The following is a 15,281-nucleotide window of genomic DNA, read 5'->3' on the forward strand; positions in this document are numbered from 1 at the left end:
CTCTCCCTGCGTGGGCACCCTGATGAGGCTCCCGCAGGCGGTCAACGCGGCCGCGCGCATCACCGTCCAGGCGATCAGCTGCTTACGTCCTTGACCGTTTCCATCGCCACGAACGTGGATGTGCTGGCGACGTGCGGCAGGCTGGAGATCTTTTCGCCCAGCACCACGCGATAGCGGCGGATATCGGCGGTGCGCACCTTGAGCAAATAGTCGAAGCTGCTGGCGATCATGTGGCATTCCTCCACTTCGGGAATGCGGCGCACGGCGCGGTTGAATTCGGTCAGCGCGCTTTCGCGGGTGTCCGACAGCTTGACCTCCGCGAAGGCGACATGGTCCAGCCCCAGGCTGGCGGGGTCGACCACGGCGCGAAAGCCGCGGATGACGCCGCTTTCGACAAGGCGCCGCAAGCGCACCTGGCACGGCGTTTTCGACATGCCGACCGCTTTGGCAAGGTCGGTCACGGTGATCCGGCCATCGGCGCGCAGAATTGCGATAATCTTGCGGTCAAGTTCGTCCAGTTCGACCGTTTGGCTGGGCTTTGCCATTCTATATGCCTTCAAGGGTGCGAAGAATAAGTCGGAATGGATCGTCCCGTGCCTCTGAAAAGGCAGAACGACAAGCGGAAATCGGATAGCATCGGCGGATGAGCACATCTCCCTTCGCCCAGTTCTCGCCCGCCGTCGGCCCGATGACCCCGCTGCGCCGCGCCATTGCCGACGCCCGCCGCCGTGACGAGGCGGAATGCCTTGCCCCGCTGCTGGATGCCGCGACGCTGGATGCGAATCTCAAGGCGAAGGTACGTGAAACGGCGACGGCGCTGGTCACCACGCTGCGCGCCAATCACAAGGGCACCGGGGTAGAGGGGCTGGTGCAGGAATATGCGCTGTCCAGTCAGGAAGGCGTGGCGCTGATGTGCCTTGCCGAAGCACTGTTGCGCATCCCCGACCATGCCACCCGTGACGCACTGATCCGGGACAAGATCGCCGACGGCGACTGGAGCGCGCATCTGGGCGGCGGCAAGTCGCTGTTCGTCAATGCCGCGACGTGGGGGCTGGTGGTGACCGGCAAGCTGGTCGGATCGGTGGACGACAAGGGCCTTGGCGCCGCGCTGACCCGTCTGGTGGCGCGCGCGGGCGAACCGGTGATCCGGCGCGGCGTGGACCTTGCCATGCGCATGATGGGCGAACAGTTCGTTACCGGCGAAACGATCGACGAAGCCGTGAAGCGCGCCCGCGAACTGGAGGCCAAGGGTTTTCGCTACAGCTACGACATGCTGGGCGAAGCCGCGACGACCGCCGCCGATGCGCGCCGGTACTACGCCGATTACGAAAACGCGATCCACGCCATCGGCAAGGCGTCCGCCGGCAAGGGTATCTATGAAGGCCCCGGCATCTCGATCAAGCTTTCGGCCCTGCACCCGCGCTATTCGCGTGCGCAGGCCAGCCGGGTGATGGGCGAACTGGTGCCTGCGGTGAAGGCGCTGGCGCTGATGGCCAAGGGCTATGACATCGGGTTCAACATCGACGCGGAAGAGGCCGACCGGCTTGAACTCTCGCTCGACCTGCTCGAAAGCCTGGCGCTCGATCCCGATCTGGCGGGCTGGAACGGGCTTGGCTTCGTGATCCAGGCCTATGGCAAGCGCTGCCCCTTCGTGATCGACTGGATCGTCGATCTGGCTCGCCGCGCCGGTCGCCGGATCATGGTGCGGCTGGTGAAGGGCGCTTATTGGGACGCCGAGATCAAGCGCGCCCAGGTGGACGGCCTTGCCGATTTCCCGGTCTATACCCGCAAGGTCCACACCGACGTCGCCTATGTCGCCTGCGCGAAGAAGCTGCTGGCTGCGCCCGACGCGGTGTTCCCGCAGTTCGCCACGCATAACGCGCAGTCGCTGGCGACGATTTACCAACTGGCCCCGACCATTCTGGGAACCGACTTCGCGCCGGGCCAGTACGAATTCCAGTGCCTGCACGGCATGGGAGAGCCGCTCTATTCGCAGGTCGTCGGCAAGGACAAGCTGGACCGCCCCTGCCGCATCTATGCGCCGGTGGGTACGCATGAAACGCTGCTGGCCTATCTTGTGCGCCGCCTGCTGGAAAACGGCGCCAATTCCTCTTTCGTCAACCGGATCGCTGACCCCGCGATTCCGGTGGCCTCCATGGTAGCGGACCCGGTAGAGACGGTCCGCGCCATGGCAGTTCAAGGAGCCCGGCCGGGCGCGCGGCATGATCTGATCGCCGGCCCTTCCGCGCTCTACCCCAACCGCCGTAACTCGGACGGCATCGACCTGACTGACGAGATCGCGCTTGAAGCGCTGGCGCAGACGCTGGAAGCCTCGGCCGCGATTCAGTGGCGCGCGGAACCGGAAGGCGGGACGGGTGAGGGCAGGCCGGTGCGCAACCCGGCCGATCATGACGATATCGTGGGCACCGTGGTCGAACTGGCAGCCGAACATGCCGCTGCCGCCGTGGCGCGCGCCGCTGCGTCGAACTGGAGCACGACCCCGGTGGCCGAGCGCGCCGCGATGCTCGAACGCGCGGCGGATGCGATGCAGGAACGGATCGGTTCGCTGATGGGGCTGGCGATGCGCGAGGCCGGAAAGTCGGCTCCGAACGCCATTGCCGAAGTGCGTGAAGCGATCGACTTCCTCCGGTACTATGCGCAGCAGGCTCGGGACACGTTCGGTGCCGCTCAGGTGCCGCTGGGTGCCGTTGTGTGCATCTCTCCGTGGAACTTCCCGCTGGCGATCTTCACCGGACAGGTCGCTGCTGCGCTGGTTGCGGGCAACCCGGTGCTTGCCAAGCCGGCCGAGGAAACCTCGCTGATCGCGGCCGAAGCGGTGCGCATCCTTCACGAAGCGGGCGTCCCCGCCGACGCACTGCAGTTCATGCCCGGCGCCGGAGAGCTGGGCGCCGCACTGGTTGCCGCGCGTGAAACCGCAGCGGTGATGTTCACCGGCTCCACCGAAGTCGCGCGCCTGATCCAGCGCCAGCTTTCGGGCCGTCTATCGTCCGAAAACCGCCCGATCCCGCTGATTGCCGAGACGGGCGGCCAGAACGCGATGATCGTCGACAGTTCCGCGCTGGCCGAACAGGTGGTGGCCGATGTCATCGCCTCGGCCTTCGACAGCGCCGGCCAGCGCTGTTCCGCACTGCGCGTGCTGTGCCTGCAGGAAGACGTCGCCGACCGTACGTTGACCATGCTCAAGGGCGCGCTGGCGGAGCTGACGGTGGGCAACCCCGCACGCCTTGCCATCGACATTGGCCCCGTGATCACCGCAGAAGCGCAGGCCAACATCGAACGCCACGTCGATGCCATGCGCGCGAAAGGCTGCGGCGTCGAACAACTGGCGCTGGGCGCGGGCACGCAGAACGGCGCCTTCGTTGCGCCCACGATCATCGAGATCGCCGGGATCGACCAGCTGGAGCGCGAAGTCTTCGGCCCTGTGCTGCATGTCGTGCGGTTCCGCCGCGACGACCTTGGCAAGCTGGTGGAAAGCATTAACGCCACCGGCTATGGCCTGACGTTCGGCCTGCATACCCGCCTTGACGAGACGGTGGCGCGGGTGACGGGCGCCGTTCGCGCAGGGAACCTGTACGTCAATCGCAACACCATCGGCGCGATCGTGGGCGTGCAGCCCTTCGGCGGGCGGGGCCTTTCGGGCACGGGGCCCAAGGCGGGCGGACCGCTCTATCTGGGCCGCCTGACGCAGCAGGCCCCCGCCGTGCTGGCACAGGGCAAGGCGCCCGCCGTGCTTGCGACTTTCATCGATTGGCTGGAAAGCAGGGGCGAACCCGCCGCAGCCGCCTCTGCCCGCGCATTGGGACAGGCATCGTCGCTCGGTTTGGAGAGCGTGCTGCCGGGGCCGGTGGGTGAAAGCAACATCTACGCGCTTCACCCCCGCGGGCGCATTCTTCTGCGGCCTGCCACGTCTGAGGGGCTGCTCGGCCAGATGGCGGCGGTTCTGGCGACCGGCAACCGGGGCACCGTGGAAGGGGTGAAATTGCCGGATGGCCTGCCCACCGAAATCGCGGCCTGTTTCGCGCCGGACAAGGAGGAACCATTCGCCGCGTGCATCGTCGAAGGGGACGCGCAGGCGGTGCTGCGCGCCTGCGACTCGGTGGCCGATATGCCGGGACCGATCGTGCCGGTTCATGTCTGGGATGAGCGGGGAATTGGGCCGAACGGGGCATGGCTGTTGGAAGAAGTCTCGACTTCCATCAACACCACGGCAGCAGGCGGCAATGCCAGCCTGATGATGATCGGCTGACAACCCTTTGTGAAAACACGTAATCCGAAGCCGCTTTGGGCGGCTTCGGCTCGTGTTGTCGCAAATGGGCAACATTCAGCCGGAATCCGCGAAACCAGCGTTCGAGTCGATGATTAGGCTCGTTACGACCACACCGCATTCGATTACAATGCAGGCGGGAGTAGGACATATGGGCAGACTGATCGTCGATGCCGCCTCCAGCCTTGACGGGTTCTGGGCGGATGCTCGCGGACGAAGCGTGCTGGGCGCGGGCGACCTTCATGGGTCGGGCCTGTCCGGAAAGCTGAACAGCGTGTTCGGCGCGGTGGTAATGAGCCGCCGTTCCTTTGAACAATCCGACGATATCGGATGGATCGCCGATGCCTATTCGGGCAAGGCGCCGGTATTCGTCGTCACCGATGCGCCGCTGCGCATTCCGGCGCGCGGGGACTTCCACTTCCTGCCTACATATGCCGATGCCTTCGCCGCCGCCCAGCAAGCGGCGGGAGACGCCGCCGTACTTGTCGTGGGAGAGGCAGGAGCTGTGCGCGCCGCGCTGCGATCAGGCGAGGCTGACGAGATCTGGCTACGCCTCATGTCGCGCACGCTGGGCAAAGGGTCCGCCGTGTTCGAAGACGGCATCCCGGTAGAGAATTACTTCGTGTCCGAACTCGATACCACCGCAGACGCCGTCCACATGCACCTTGAGCGCAAGCTGGACGCCTGATCATCCACTGATCCTCAGGCGCCCTTTTGCGGCTTTCAGGCGGGGCAGGCTTCCATCGTCTCGCGCTTGTGCAGCGAGACGGTAAGCAGAAACACCGCAAGGCCGCCCAGCGCCAGGCAGGCACCGATCCAGCCGGTCGACGTCAGGCCATAGCCTGCCGCGATGGCCATGCCGCCCAGCCATGGGCCGATGGCGTTGGCGGTGTTGAAGGCGCTGTGATGCGCGGCGGCGGCCAGTGCCTGTGCATCGCCGGCAACGTCCATCAGGCGCGTCTGCAGGATCGTGCCAAGGCCGCCGCTGAATCCGATCAGCAGCACCACGATGCACAGCGTCCAGATGTTGCCCGCCATGATCGAAAACAGTGCCAGCGAAGCCGCGCTGAACAGCAGCGCGCAGATCGCGGCCTTCGTCTGTGCGCGGTCGGCAACCCAGGCCCAGAACAGGTTGCCCACGGTCATGCCGACGCCGAAAACCGCAAGCACGGCGGGAACCAGCGCTTCCGAAACATGCGTAACCTCGATCATGGTCGAAGCGACATATGTGTAGACGCAAAACAGGCCGCCGAAGCCGATCGCGCCGGTCAGCAGCGTAAGGAGCACCTGCGGACGACGCAGCGCGCCCAGTTCGCGCAAGGGGCTGGCGCTTTCGTCGGCAGGCTGGTGCGGGGCGTAGAGCGCGACGAGGGCCATCGTCACGATCGCAAGGCCGGACACGACCGCGAAGCCGCTGCGCCAGCCAAGCGCCTGTCCCAGCCAGTTCGCGGCAGGCACACCGATGATCGTGGCGACCGTCAGGCCCGACATCACCATGGCTACCGACTGCGCGCGCTTGTTGGCGGGCACCATCGATGCTGCGACGAGCGCGGCGATGCCGAAGTAGGCGCCATGCGGCAGGCCGCTGACAAAGCGGCAGAGCAGCAGCAGGTCGTATGTCTTGGCCAGCGCGGAGATGCCGTTGCCGATGGCGAAAAGCGCCATCAGGCCGATCAGCAGCCGGCGGCGCTCGATCTTTGCGGCCAGCACCGCGATGACCGGCGCGCCGACCACCACGCCCAGCGCATAGGCGCTGATCGCATGGCCTGCCTGCGGTTCCGTCAGGCCCAGATCGCGGGCGAAGAAGGGGACGAGGCTCATCGCCGCGAATTCGGTGGTGCCAATGGCGAACGCACCCATTGCAAGCGCAAGGATGACGAGCGCGGGGTGAGTCGCGCGGGTGGGGGCGGAATTGTGCTGAGTCATGTTGCGTTGCAACATAGAAACATTCAATCGATTGGGCTACCCGCCGGGCGGTGCAAATTGCGCAACGTTGCCGTGAGTATTTCGCATCAGGGACTGCGCGCCGGCGGCGGATATATGCCAGCTCTGGCGTCCTTCGAAGAGCCGCTGTAGGGGCCATGGCGATTTAAGGCAATTCAGGCAGACCCATGGCCCGCAAGTATTCCAAACACGGCCCCCGCGAGGACCTTTACCGCGACGAGGAAGAAGAAACCCCGGCCGCGCCGGTGCCGTGCTGGCTATGCGGACGGCCCACGGGCGAAACCATCGTATGGCATCATCCCGTGCCCAAGAGCCGTGGCGGGCGGGACGTGGTGCCGATGCACCCGATCTGCCAGCAGACGCTGATCGCCAACTTCACCAATTCCGAACTCCAGCGCTACGGCACGGACGTGGATGCCTTGCTGGCTTACCCCAACATTCGCAAGTTCGTGGACTGGGTGGCGAAGAAAGATCCCGATTTCAACGCCGCCATCACGAAGAAGCAGCGCTGAAACGGATCAGAATACCGGATCGAAGCCGGGGGGCAGTTCGCTTGCGGGGCCATCATCCTTGCCGGGGACATGGATACCGCATTCGGTCTTGTCCCAGCCCTTCCAGCGGCCAGAACGCGGGTCCTCGCCCGGCGCCACCTTGCTGGTGCAAGGCATGCAGCCGATCGAGGGATAGCCTTCGGCAACCAGCGGATGAGCGGGAAGCTGGTGTTCCTCGATATAGGCGGCGAGCCGCTCGGCCGACCAGTCGATCAGCGGGTTGATCTTCAACCGACCCTGCGCGTCCGTCGTGTCGATCTCGAAGCGCGGCAGATGCGAACGGGTCGAGTTCTGGAATGATTTGCGACCAGTGAAAGAGGCGTCGTACTGCGCCAGCGCCTTGGCCAGCGGCTTCACCTTGCGGATTTCGCAGCAGCCGTCCGGATCGAACGACCAGCGCAGTCCGTTTTCGTCCTTCTTCGCGATTTCCGCTTCGTCAGGCGTCAGGTTGATCAGGTTCGTCAGGCCAAGGCGGGCCACCAGCGTATCGCGATAGGCCAGCGTTTCCGGGAAATGCTTGCCCGTTTCCAGGAACAGCACCGGCACGCCGGGGTCCACGCTGGCGACCAGATGGAGCAGCACCGCGCTTTCCGCGCCGAAGCTGGAAACGATCGCCACATCGCCCGCCATTCGTTCCTTCAGCAGCGTTTCAAGCATCTCGCTCGTGTCGGTGCCGCGGAACAGGCGGTTGAGACGCACCGCGTCCGCCTCGGTAAACCGGGCGGAGGTGTCGATGCGGTCCCTGATACGGTCTTCGTTTTCAGTTTCGGTACGGAACATAGGGATATCCCTTCTGGCCCTTGGACTTGTACGGCCCCTCAGGCGGGGTGGCGCTTTGCCCAGATGGCCTGGCGACCGTCGACGACGGTGGCCTGGTACACGTTGTCCCACCGCTCGAAGGCGTTCTTCGCATCGGTGGGGTTGAGCGCCTTGTCGGGCGCAAAGGCATCGAAGCCGCAGCGGCGCATGTGATGCAGCATGTCGATCACCAGATCGCCCACGCCGCGCACTTCGCCGGTGTAACCGGCTTCGCGCAGGATGCGGGCCGCGGAATAGCCGCGCCCGTCAGTCCATGCCGGGAAGTTGACTTCCACCAGCGCCAGACGGTCAAGGTACGGCAGCAGGGCGCGGGCATCCTCGCCCGGTTCGATGCGTACGGCGGTGGCGTTGGACTGTTCGGAGAACGCGTCCACGGTGACGGCGGGGTCGTTTACGGCTTCGTCGTCACGGAAGCGGAACTGGACATCAACCATAGATGGCCTCCTTGAACGGGTCCATGCCGATACGGCGATAGGTGTCGAGGAAGCGTTCCTCGCCCTGCTTGTTGGCGAGATAGACCTCTGTGGCCTTTTCGATCGCATCGACCACGCCGTCCTCGGTGAAACCGGGGCCGATGATCTTGGCGAGCGAGGTGTCCGCACCTTCGCTGCCGCCGAACAGGAGCTGGTAGTTTTCCAGGCCCTTCTTGTCGACGCCAAGGATGCCGATGTGGCCCGCGTGGTGGTGGCCGCAGGCGTTGATGCAGCCCGAGATCTTGAGCTTCAGCTCGCCGATCTCGGCCTGCTTCTGCGCCGACCCGAAACGTTCGGAGATCTTCTGCGCGACCGGGATCGAGCGGGCGTTGGCAAGGCTGCAATAGTCAAGGCCGGGGCAGGCGATGATATCGCCCACGGTGTCGAGGTTGGCGGTGCCAAGGCCGGCTTCGTCCAGCGCCTTCCACACGGTATAAAGGTCCGCCTTCTTCACGTGCGGGAAGACGATGTTCTGCGCATGGGTGACGCGCAGTTCGTCGAACGAATACTGCGTGCCCAGCTTTGCCATCAGGCGGATCTGGTCGGCCGAAGCGTCGCCGGGGATGCCGCCCACGGGCTTGAGCGAAACCGTGGCGATGATGTAGCCCGGCTGCTTGTGTGCGGTGGTGTTGCGTTCCACCCAGAGGCGGAAGTCGGGATCGGTCAGGTCCAGATCGTCCGACAGGCCGGTCTCGAAGGCGGGGTCGACGAAGTGCGCCTTGATGCGCTCCAGCTCTGCCAGCGGAGGTTCGATCGCCAGGGTCTGCAGGTGCGCGAACTCTTCCTCGACCTGGCGGACGTATTCGTCACGGCCCAGTTCGTGGACGAGGATCTTGATGCGCGCCTTGTACTTGTTGTCGCGGCGGCCATAGCGGTTGTAGACGCGCAGGCACGCTTCGGAATAAGTGATGAGCTGGTCCAGCGGCACGAATTCGCGGATCAGCGGCGCGATCATCGGCGTGCGGCCCATGCCGCCGCCGGCGTAGAACTGCGCGCCGATTTCCCCGGCGTCGTTCTTCACCATCTTGATGCCGATGTCGTGCAGGCGCATCGCCGCGCGGTCCTTTTCGGATGCGATGACGGCGATCTTGAACTTGCGCGGAAGTACCAGGAATTCCGGGTGGAAGCTGGACCACTGGCGCAGCAGTTCCGCATAAGGGCGCGGATCGACGATTTCATCGGCGGCGGCACCGGCGAACTGGTCCGAACTGATGTTGCGGATGCAGTTGCCGCTGGTCTGGATCGCGTGCATCTCCACCTTTGCCAGTTCGGCGAGGATGTCGGGCGTCTCTTCCAGCTTGATCCAGTTGTACTGGATGTTCTGCCGGGTGGTGAAGTGGCCGTAGCCGCGGTCGTACTTGTCCGCGATATCGCCCAGCAGGTGCATCTGGGTGCCGTTGAGGGTGCCGTATGGCACCGCCACGCGCAGCATGTAGGCGTGCAGCTGAAGGTACAGGCCATTCTGCAGGCGCAGCGGCTTGAACTGGTCCTCGGTCAGATCGCCGGCAACGCGGCGGCGGACCTGGTCGCGGAATTCCGCGACGCGGGTGTCGACCATCTGCTGGTCGTATTCGTCGTACTTGTACATCAGATCACCCAGTTGATCGCGTCGGGGTCGGTAGGCTTGAGCGTAAGATCGGGGCGCACGGTCGGGCCAAGCGCGCGGATACGCTCCTTGATGTGCGCGGGGCGCACGCCTTCTTCGGTCTTTTCGCCATCGACGACATAGGCCGCGAAGACGTTCTGCGCGCCTTCCTCACGCGCGATGATCGCAGGTCCATGGTCGCCCACGTCGGCGCTGTCGTTCACGTCGAGGGACCAGCCGAAGCCGGTCCACCAGACGACGGCGCCGCTTTTCAGGTCGTTGCCGGTCAGGATCTTCACTGCATTGCCTCCAGCGCCAGGGCGCGAATGGTGTTGTCCGCCGCGTCATGGTTTTGTGCGGCGACTGAGCCGATAACGATAAGCGCGGGGCTTTGCACCCTTTCGCTGTCCACGAGGTAGGCAAGGCCGGCCAGCGGTGCGCGAAGGACACGCATGTCGGGGCGGGTCGCCTTTTCGATCACGGCAACCGGCACGTCGGGCGCAAGACCGTCGGCGATGAGTTTTTCGGAAATCTGGGCGGCGGTGGCGAGACCCATGAAAATCACCAGCGTGCGTCCCTTGCCTGCAAGGCCCGACCAGTCCTGCTCGGAAAGGCCCTTGCACTGGCCGGCCACGAAGCTGACGATCGATGCGTGATCGCGGTGGGTCAGCGGGATCTGCGCAGCGGCCGAAGCGCCAAGGGCAGAGGAAATGCCGGGCACGATCTCAACCGGCACGCCCGCAGCCTTGCAGGCTTGCGCCTCTTCGCCGCCGCGGCCGAACACGAAGGGGTCGCCGCCCTTGAGCCGCACGACATCGTTACCGGCCAGCGCCTCGCGCACGAGCAGGGCGTTGATATCTTCCTGCTTCATCGTGTGGCGCGAACGGGCCTTGGCCACGGAAACCAGCCTGGCGGTTGGCCGCGCCATGGCCAGGATCGCGGGATCGACCAGGCCGTCATGGACGATCAGCGACGCGCTCATCAGCAGGCGCGCGGCGCGCAGGGTCAGCAGATCCGGATCGCCGGGGCCTGCGCCTACAAGATGGACCTTGCCCCGGCGCGCATTGGCGTGGGCATGGGAAGAGGGATTCTCGGTCATGGTTTGCGGCAGATGGGCGCAATCCCGCCGGGATGCCAGCCAGAATGGCTTTGAGGGGGCTAAGGGCAGCTTTACGCGACCACAATTGCGGGAAAATCAGTCAGGATTTCCGAAATATCACCATCGGCGTCGGCGCTTCATTAGTCCGGGTACTAACCAAATCTTAACCTAACGAGTGGACGTTCGTTGCACCAACGGAGGTGGACTGATGCCCATTGCGGCCCATTTTGAAGCGCCTGAAGCACACGGCCGCCCTCGTGCGGAGCGGCGACGCCTGTTGCTCGAAACGCAGGGGGCGCTGGAATCGGGCGTGCAGACCCAGGTGGTAATCCACAATTTCTCCGCAACCGGCGTGCTCCTTGAAAGCAAGCTCGACCTTGAAATCGGCGAGGTGCTGGAACTTGACCTTCCTGAAGCGCCGCTGGCGCGGGCACGGGTGATATGGGCAAGCGGCACGCTATACGGATGCGCATTCGACGCCCCGATCCCCAGTGCAACATTGCGAGCCGCGCAGCTGCGCAGTGCCGTTCAGACTGAACTTGGCCTTGGCGCGGCGCCTGCGCCAGTGGGTGCAGGGGCGATCGGCGGTGAAAGCCTTGGTGAGCGTCTCCACCGGCTGCGCAAGCTGCGCGGGCTGACGCAGGGCGAACTCGCAAGCCGTCTGGGCGTCAGCAAACCCACCGTATGGGCGTGGGAGCAGGGGCGCGCCCGCCCGATCGAAGAACGGCTGGATGCGATTGCAGAAGCGCTTGGCGTCGAGACGGCGGAACTGCGTCCAAGCAGGACCGTGCCCGGTCTGACGGACCTGATTTCACGCTGCCGGGAACAGATCGCGGCCGCCGTGGAAACGACGCCGGACAAGGTCCGCATCATGATAGAGCTTTGATTCAGGGTCTATCCGTTTTTCCGCAACGACAATAACCAACTATCGCGCAGGATGGGCGATCTGTCCGCGCGATATATTTTTGTATTCTCAATCCAAAATTTAAATGGTAAATTTGGGCTTAAATAATTCTTAACAGTTGTATTGTTAACTTACAAAACTAACAGCCTATGATGATTAACAAAATATCTATGGTTAAAGCTGTTAATTTTATTGGCGGAGTGTTTTAGGCAAGTTCTGTGAGTAGATTCGATGCGGCCTTGCGGTCGTTAACGGGCGGCTCACAGCAGGCACCGGGACGCATTCGGTATGGGCATGAATTTCACATTCCAGGAAAGCTCCGTCCTCTACGGAATGCTTGCCGAGAGCACGACCGACGTGATTCTCAAGACAGACCCGAAAGGCTTCATCGTGCATGCCACGTCAGGCATAGCCGATCTTGGCCACCGGGATGCCCACCGGGATGCGGTACGCGGCGATGCGGGGATGCTGGTTGGTCCCCATATCCTTGATCTTGTTGCCCCCGAGGCGAAGCAGCAGATTTCCAAGGCGCATGCCCGCGCCATGGCGGGCGAGGATGTCGACTGGATCGAATTTCCCGCATTGACCCGCGATGATCGCAAGCGCTGGTTCGAACTGCGGATGCGGGCACTGCTGCGGCACGATGGCGCGCCCTATGGCGTGCTGGGCGTGATGCGCAACGTGGACGAACTGCGCACGTTGAGCGAGAAGCTGTTCACTGCGACTTATACGGATCCGCTCACCGGCCTGACCAATCGCACCGCTTTCATCTCGATGCTTGAACATATGCTCGATTCGCAGATGGGCGGGTGTCTGGCACTGTTCAGCATCGATTTCTTCCGCACGATCAACATGCAGCACGGGCAGAGCGTGGGCGATGAAGTGCTGACCGTGTTTGCGGACCTGCTTCGCGAACTGCTTCGCAGCGAGGATATCATATCGCGCATCGGTTCGGAGCGTTTCGCCGTCATCCTGCCGCGCGTAACGCCCGCTGAGGCGGAAGGTATCTGCCGCCGCGTCGTGACGACGCTGGCGGATCTCAAGCAGACGATCGGCGACGGCAGCTTTGCGATGACCGCAAGCGCCAGCGTGGCCGCCGTCGACACCAGCCTGGATTCAACCATCGAACGGGCGGAAATGGCGCTTTTCGTCGCCAAGGCGAAGGGCCGCAATCGGCTGGAGATGGAAAAGCCGGTTCGCCTCGCGGTAGGCTGATCACCGCGAAAAAGAGGGGCGGCGCCGTTGCCGGGACCGCCCCTTTCGTCAGGTTGTGGTTTCTTGGATCGCTGTTGCGGTCAATTGAGCAGTCCGGCGTAACGGTCGAGTGCGGCCTGCGGTCCTTCCGGCCAGCGCGAAAGCGTCAGCAGGCGCTTGTGGCCGCCGCCGATGGCCAGTTCGTCAGTCACCCCCATGCCGCCGTGGAACTGGATCATCTCATGTCCCAGCCTTACTGACGCATCCGCGATGTAGGCCCGTGCGCCGTGGACGTTATGGGCGAAATCGTCGCTGCCCCAGGATACCAGGGCAAGGTTCAGCAGCGCACGGCTCTGCTCCATCGCCGCGTATTGCGTCACCATGCGGTGCTGGATGGCCTGGAAAGAGCCGAGCGCGGAGCCAAACTGATCGCGCGTTCGCAGATAGTCGATGGTTTCGGCGAAGATCCGCTCCATTATTCCCAGCGCCTCCGCGCTGCGGGCAAGGGCGGCGAGGTCGCTGGTTCGTGCGATGGCAGCAAGGCCGTCATCGCACAGCTTGTGATCGGCAGGCACGACCACGCCGTCCAGAGTGAGCGACGTGGCGACGCTGCCGTCTGCCATGTGCCAGTCATGCAGCGACGTTCCTGCAGCGTCTGCCGGTACAAGGAACAGGGCCACGCCCTTCGGATCGCCGGGCTCACCGGAAATCCGGGCGGACACGATGTAGGAGTCCGCCCCGCCGCCGGCTGCGCAATATGGCTTTGCACCGTCGAGTTTCCAGCCGCCGTCGCAAGCGGCAGCCGATGTTTCGACCCAATCCAGCCCGTCGCGGGCCTTCGCCTCGACATGCGCCAGCGCAAGGCGCTTGCTGCCGGCCAGCAGTTCATCCAGCCAGAGGTTGCGAAGCGCTTCGGGCGCGGTGGCGGCGAACAGCCGTCCGGCCATGACCACCGCTTCGGCAAGCGGTTCCACCACAAGGCCGCGGCCGAGCGCTTCGAACACCGTCGCGATTCCCGTGGCATCCAGGCCAAGGCCGCCAAGCTCTTCCGGGAATGGTGCCGCGATCAGGCCCAGTTCGCCCAGAAGCTGCCAGTTTGCATTCGAAAACCCGTTCGGTCCCGACAGGAAACCGCGACGGCTTTCGTGATCGTAATGGTCAGTGACGAAGCGCTCGGTCAGGGCCTTGAGCATTTCTTCGTCTTCGCTGAGATCGAAATTCACATTCCACTCCCGGCGGGGCATTCCCGTTTGGGATCCCCGTTACTCGGCCGGGTCTACCACCAAGCGACGCAGCGTGACCGCTAGGCAAAAGACTAGTCATAAAAACGCGCTATCTGGGCACTTCAAGCGATTGTGCCCCCCGATTCAGCGGGCTAAGGAAAGGGCCACGAGAGGACATCAATGCAACTTCTGTCACAGGAAAACATCGACGCCGTCCGCGTGACGTCGCCCGAAGGCATCCGCCCGGCCGCCGAAGCGCTGCATCGTATCGCGCTGGAATGCGGCATGCGCGCGGCCCCTGCTCATGACATCGCTGACAAGCGCACCCCGGTGGATGCAGACGGCAACCTGCTGGCCACCGAAGTGTTCGGCTGGGGCGATGGGGACCGGGTGTGGTGGCGCAATTCGCGCATTGCCCTCGACAGTCCGCTGACGACCGCATGCCGCTTCGAAAGCCAGCCTTTCTGGGCCAATGCAGAAGGCTTCCGCACGCTGGAGCCCAACGCTTATCTATCCTCCATCGATATCGGCAACTTCGAAACGCGCGCGCTGACCCGCGCGGCGATCGGGGTGCCGGTGCACTTGCCGTTCGGCCAGATCGGCGCCGTCAGCTTCAACCCGCTGGATCGTGACAAGACCGATCTTTCTGAAGACTTCGTGCGCTACTCCGATGCGCTTGGCCTTTATGCGCGCACGTTCATCGCAACTTACGTGCAGATCATGGGGTCCACGCAGGCGCTGCCGCCGGAATCGCGCCTTTCCAAGCGTGAGGTCGAATGCCTGCGCTGGGCTGCCATCGGCAAGACTGACCTTGAAATCAGCATGATCATGTCGCGCAGCCGCGCCACGGTGCGGTTCCACATTCACAATGCCGCTACCAAGCTGAACGCCGTCAACCGTAGCCAGACCGTATTCAAGGCTGCGCAGCTGGGTTACATCTCGCTTCAAAACTGATGTAGCGGCGGGGAAGTATCGCCGATGCGTGTCGCGTTACCCTCTTTCGCAACCCGATTTTGTTGATACACTCGGGACACAACATAAAGAGAGGGATGCCGATGGAACGCAAGATGCATACGGCCTTGCTATTCAAGCTTCTGGTGATTTTTGCCGCCTTCGCGGCGCTCTTCGCCCCGCTTCGTTCATGGATACTCAATTCGGTGGGGTTCTAGCCCGCAAGGGTGGCGACACATTGCATTGAGCGATG

The 15,281-nt window shown here is 63.9% G+C and carries 14 protein-coding genes; 6 read left to right on the forward strand and 8 right to left on the reverse strand.

Translation table 11 applies throughout. The features are described from left to right. Positions 1 to 74: 74 nt before the first annotated feature. Positions 75 to 545: an Lrp/AsnC family transcriptional regulator gene (locus tag A8V01_RS02060; protein ID WP_103094296.1), complete on the reverse strand. Its 471-nt coding sequence runs from the start codon at positions 543 to 545 to the stop codon at positions 75 to 77. A gap of 98 nt (positions 546 to 643) precedes the next feature. Between A8V01_RS02060 and putA the strand changes: the two genes are divergently transcribed. Together putA and A8V01_RS02070 are read left to right on the forward strand one after the other, a co-directional pair. Further along, positions 644 to 4,267, forward strand: a complete 3,624-nt coding sequence (putA, locus tag A8V01_RS02065; RefSeq protein ID WP_103094297.1) for a trifunctional transcriptional regulator/proline dehydrogenase/L-glutamate gamma-semialdehyde dehydrogenase — start codon at positions 644 to 646, stop codon at positions 4,265 to 4,267. Between the two features lie 169 nt (positions 4,268 to 4,436). Beyond that, on the forward strand, positions 4,437 to 4,973 hold the full coding sequence (locus A8V01_RS02070) for a dihydrofolate reductase family protein (protein WP_103094298.1): 537 nt from the start codon (positions 4,437 to 4,439) through the stop codon (positions 4,971 to 4,973). A gap of 35 nt (positions 4,974 to 5,008) precedes the next feature. Here the strand turns inward: A8V01_RS02070 and A8V01_RS02075 are convergent, their stop codons facing one another. Beyond that, positions 5,009 to 6,211, reverse strand: coding sequence for an MFS transporter (locus A8V01_RS02075; RefSeq protein WP_103094542.1), 1,203 nt, complete (start codon positions 6,209 to 6,211; stop codon positions 5,009 to 5,011). Between the two features lie 185 nt (positions 6,212 to 6,396). Here A8V01_RS02075 and A8V01_RS02080 point away from each other — a divergent pair, with 185 nt between their 5' ends. Continuing rightward, a complete protein-coding gene (locus A8V01_RS02080) occupies positions 6,397 to 6,741 on the forward strand; it encodes a hypothetical protein (protein ID WP_103094299.1) in 345 nt (114 codons plus the stop codon). Positions 6,742 to 6,747: 6 nt separating this feature from the next. Here the strand turns inward: A8V01_RS02080 and A8V01_RS02085 are convergent, their stop codons facing one another. The 5 genes from A8V01_RS02085 to cobA are packed head-to-tail and all read right to left on the reverse strand — an operon-like array spanning position 6,748 to position 10,756. Continuing rightward, positions 6,748 to 7,560: a phosphoadenylyl-sulfate reductase gene (locus tag A8V01_RS02085; protein ID WP_103094300.1), complete on the reverse strand. Its 813-nt coding sequence runs from the start codon at positions 7,558 to 7,560 to the stop codon at positions 6,748 to 6,750. 38 nt (positions 7,561 to 7,598) lie between these two features. Continuing rightward, positions 7,599 to 8,033, reverse strand: a complete 435-nt coding sequence (locus tag A8V01_RS02090; RefSeq protein ID WP_103094301.1) for a DUF934 domain-containing protein — start codon at positions 8,031 to 8,033, stop codon at positions 7,599 to 7,601. Next, positions 8,026 to 9,660: a nitrite/sulfite reductase gene (locus A8V01_RS02095; RefSeq protein ID WP_103094302.1), complete on the reverse strand. Its 1,635-nt coding sequence runs from the start codon at positions 9,658 to 9,660 to the stop codon at positions 8,026 to 8,028. Before A8V01_RS02095 ends, A8V01_RS02090 begins: the two co-directional genes overlap by 8 nt. Then, positions 9,660 to 9,956, reverse strand: coding sequence for a DUF2849 domain-containing protein (locus tag A8V01_RS02100; RefSeq protein ID WP_103094303.1), 297 nt, complete (start codon positions 9,954 to 9,956; stop codon positions 9,660 to 9,662). Before A8V01_RS02100 ends, A8V01_RS02095 begins: the two co-directional genes overlap by 1 nt. Next, entirely contained in the window at positions 9,953 to 10,756 is an 804-nt protein-coding gene (gene cobA, locus A8V01_RS02105; protein ID WP_103094304.1) for a uroporphyrinogen-III C-methyltransferase, read from the reverse strand. Before cobA ends, A8V01_RS02100 begins: the two co-directional genes overlap by 4 nt. Positions 10,757 to 10,964: 208 nt before the next feature. On the opposite strand from cobA, the gene A8V01_RS02110 reads away from it, so the two are divergent. Together A8V01_RS02110 and A8V01_RS02115 are read left to right on the forward strand one after the other, a co-directional pair. Beyond that, complete coding sequence (locus tag A8V01_RS02110) at positions 10,965 to 11,642, forward strand: helix-turn-helix domain-containing protein (protein ID WP_103094305.1); 678 nt, start codon at positions 10,965 to 10,967, stop codon at positions 11,640 to 11,642. 312 nt (positions 11,643 to 11,954) lie between these two features. Continuing rightward, a complete protein-coding gene (locus A8V01_RS02115) occupies positions 11,955 to 12,875 on the forward strand; it encodes a GGDEF domain-containing protein (RefSeq protein WP_245892266.1) in 921 nt (306 codons plus the stop codon). A gap of 80 nt (positions 12,876 to 12,955) precedes the next feature. Here the strand turns inward: A8V01_RS02115 and A8V01_RS02120 are convergent, their stop codons facing one another. After that, positions 12,956 to 14,077 carry an acyl-CoA dehydrogenase family protein gene (locus tag A8V01_RS02120; protein WP_103094307.1) on the reverse strand — a complete coding sequence of 374 codons (1,122 nt, stop codon included), beginning with the start codon at positions 14,075 to 14,077 and terminating at the stop codon, positions 12,956 to 12,958. 180 nt (positions 14,078 to 14,257) lie between these two features. Here A8V01_RS02120 and A8V01_RS02125 point away from each other — a divergent pair, with 180 nt between their 5' ends. Next, the gene (locus A8V01_RS02125; RefSeq protein ID WP_103094308.1) at positions 14,258 to 15,031 is read left to right on the forward strand and encodes a helix-turn-helix transcriptional regulator; all 774 of its coding nucleotides are present in this window, start codon (positions 14,258 to 14,260) and stop codon (positions 15,029 to 15,031) included. Positions 15,032 to 15,281: the final 250 nt, after the last annotated feature.

It is taken from the genome of Novosphingobium guangzhouense, assembly GCF_002896965.1.
Classification (GTDB): Bacteria; Pseudomonadota; Alphaproteobacteria; order Sphingomonadales; family Sphingomonadaceae; genus Novosphingobium; species Novosphingobium guangzhouense.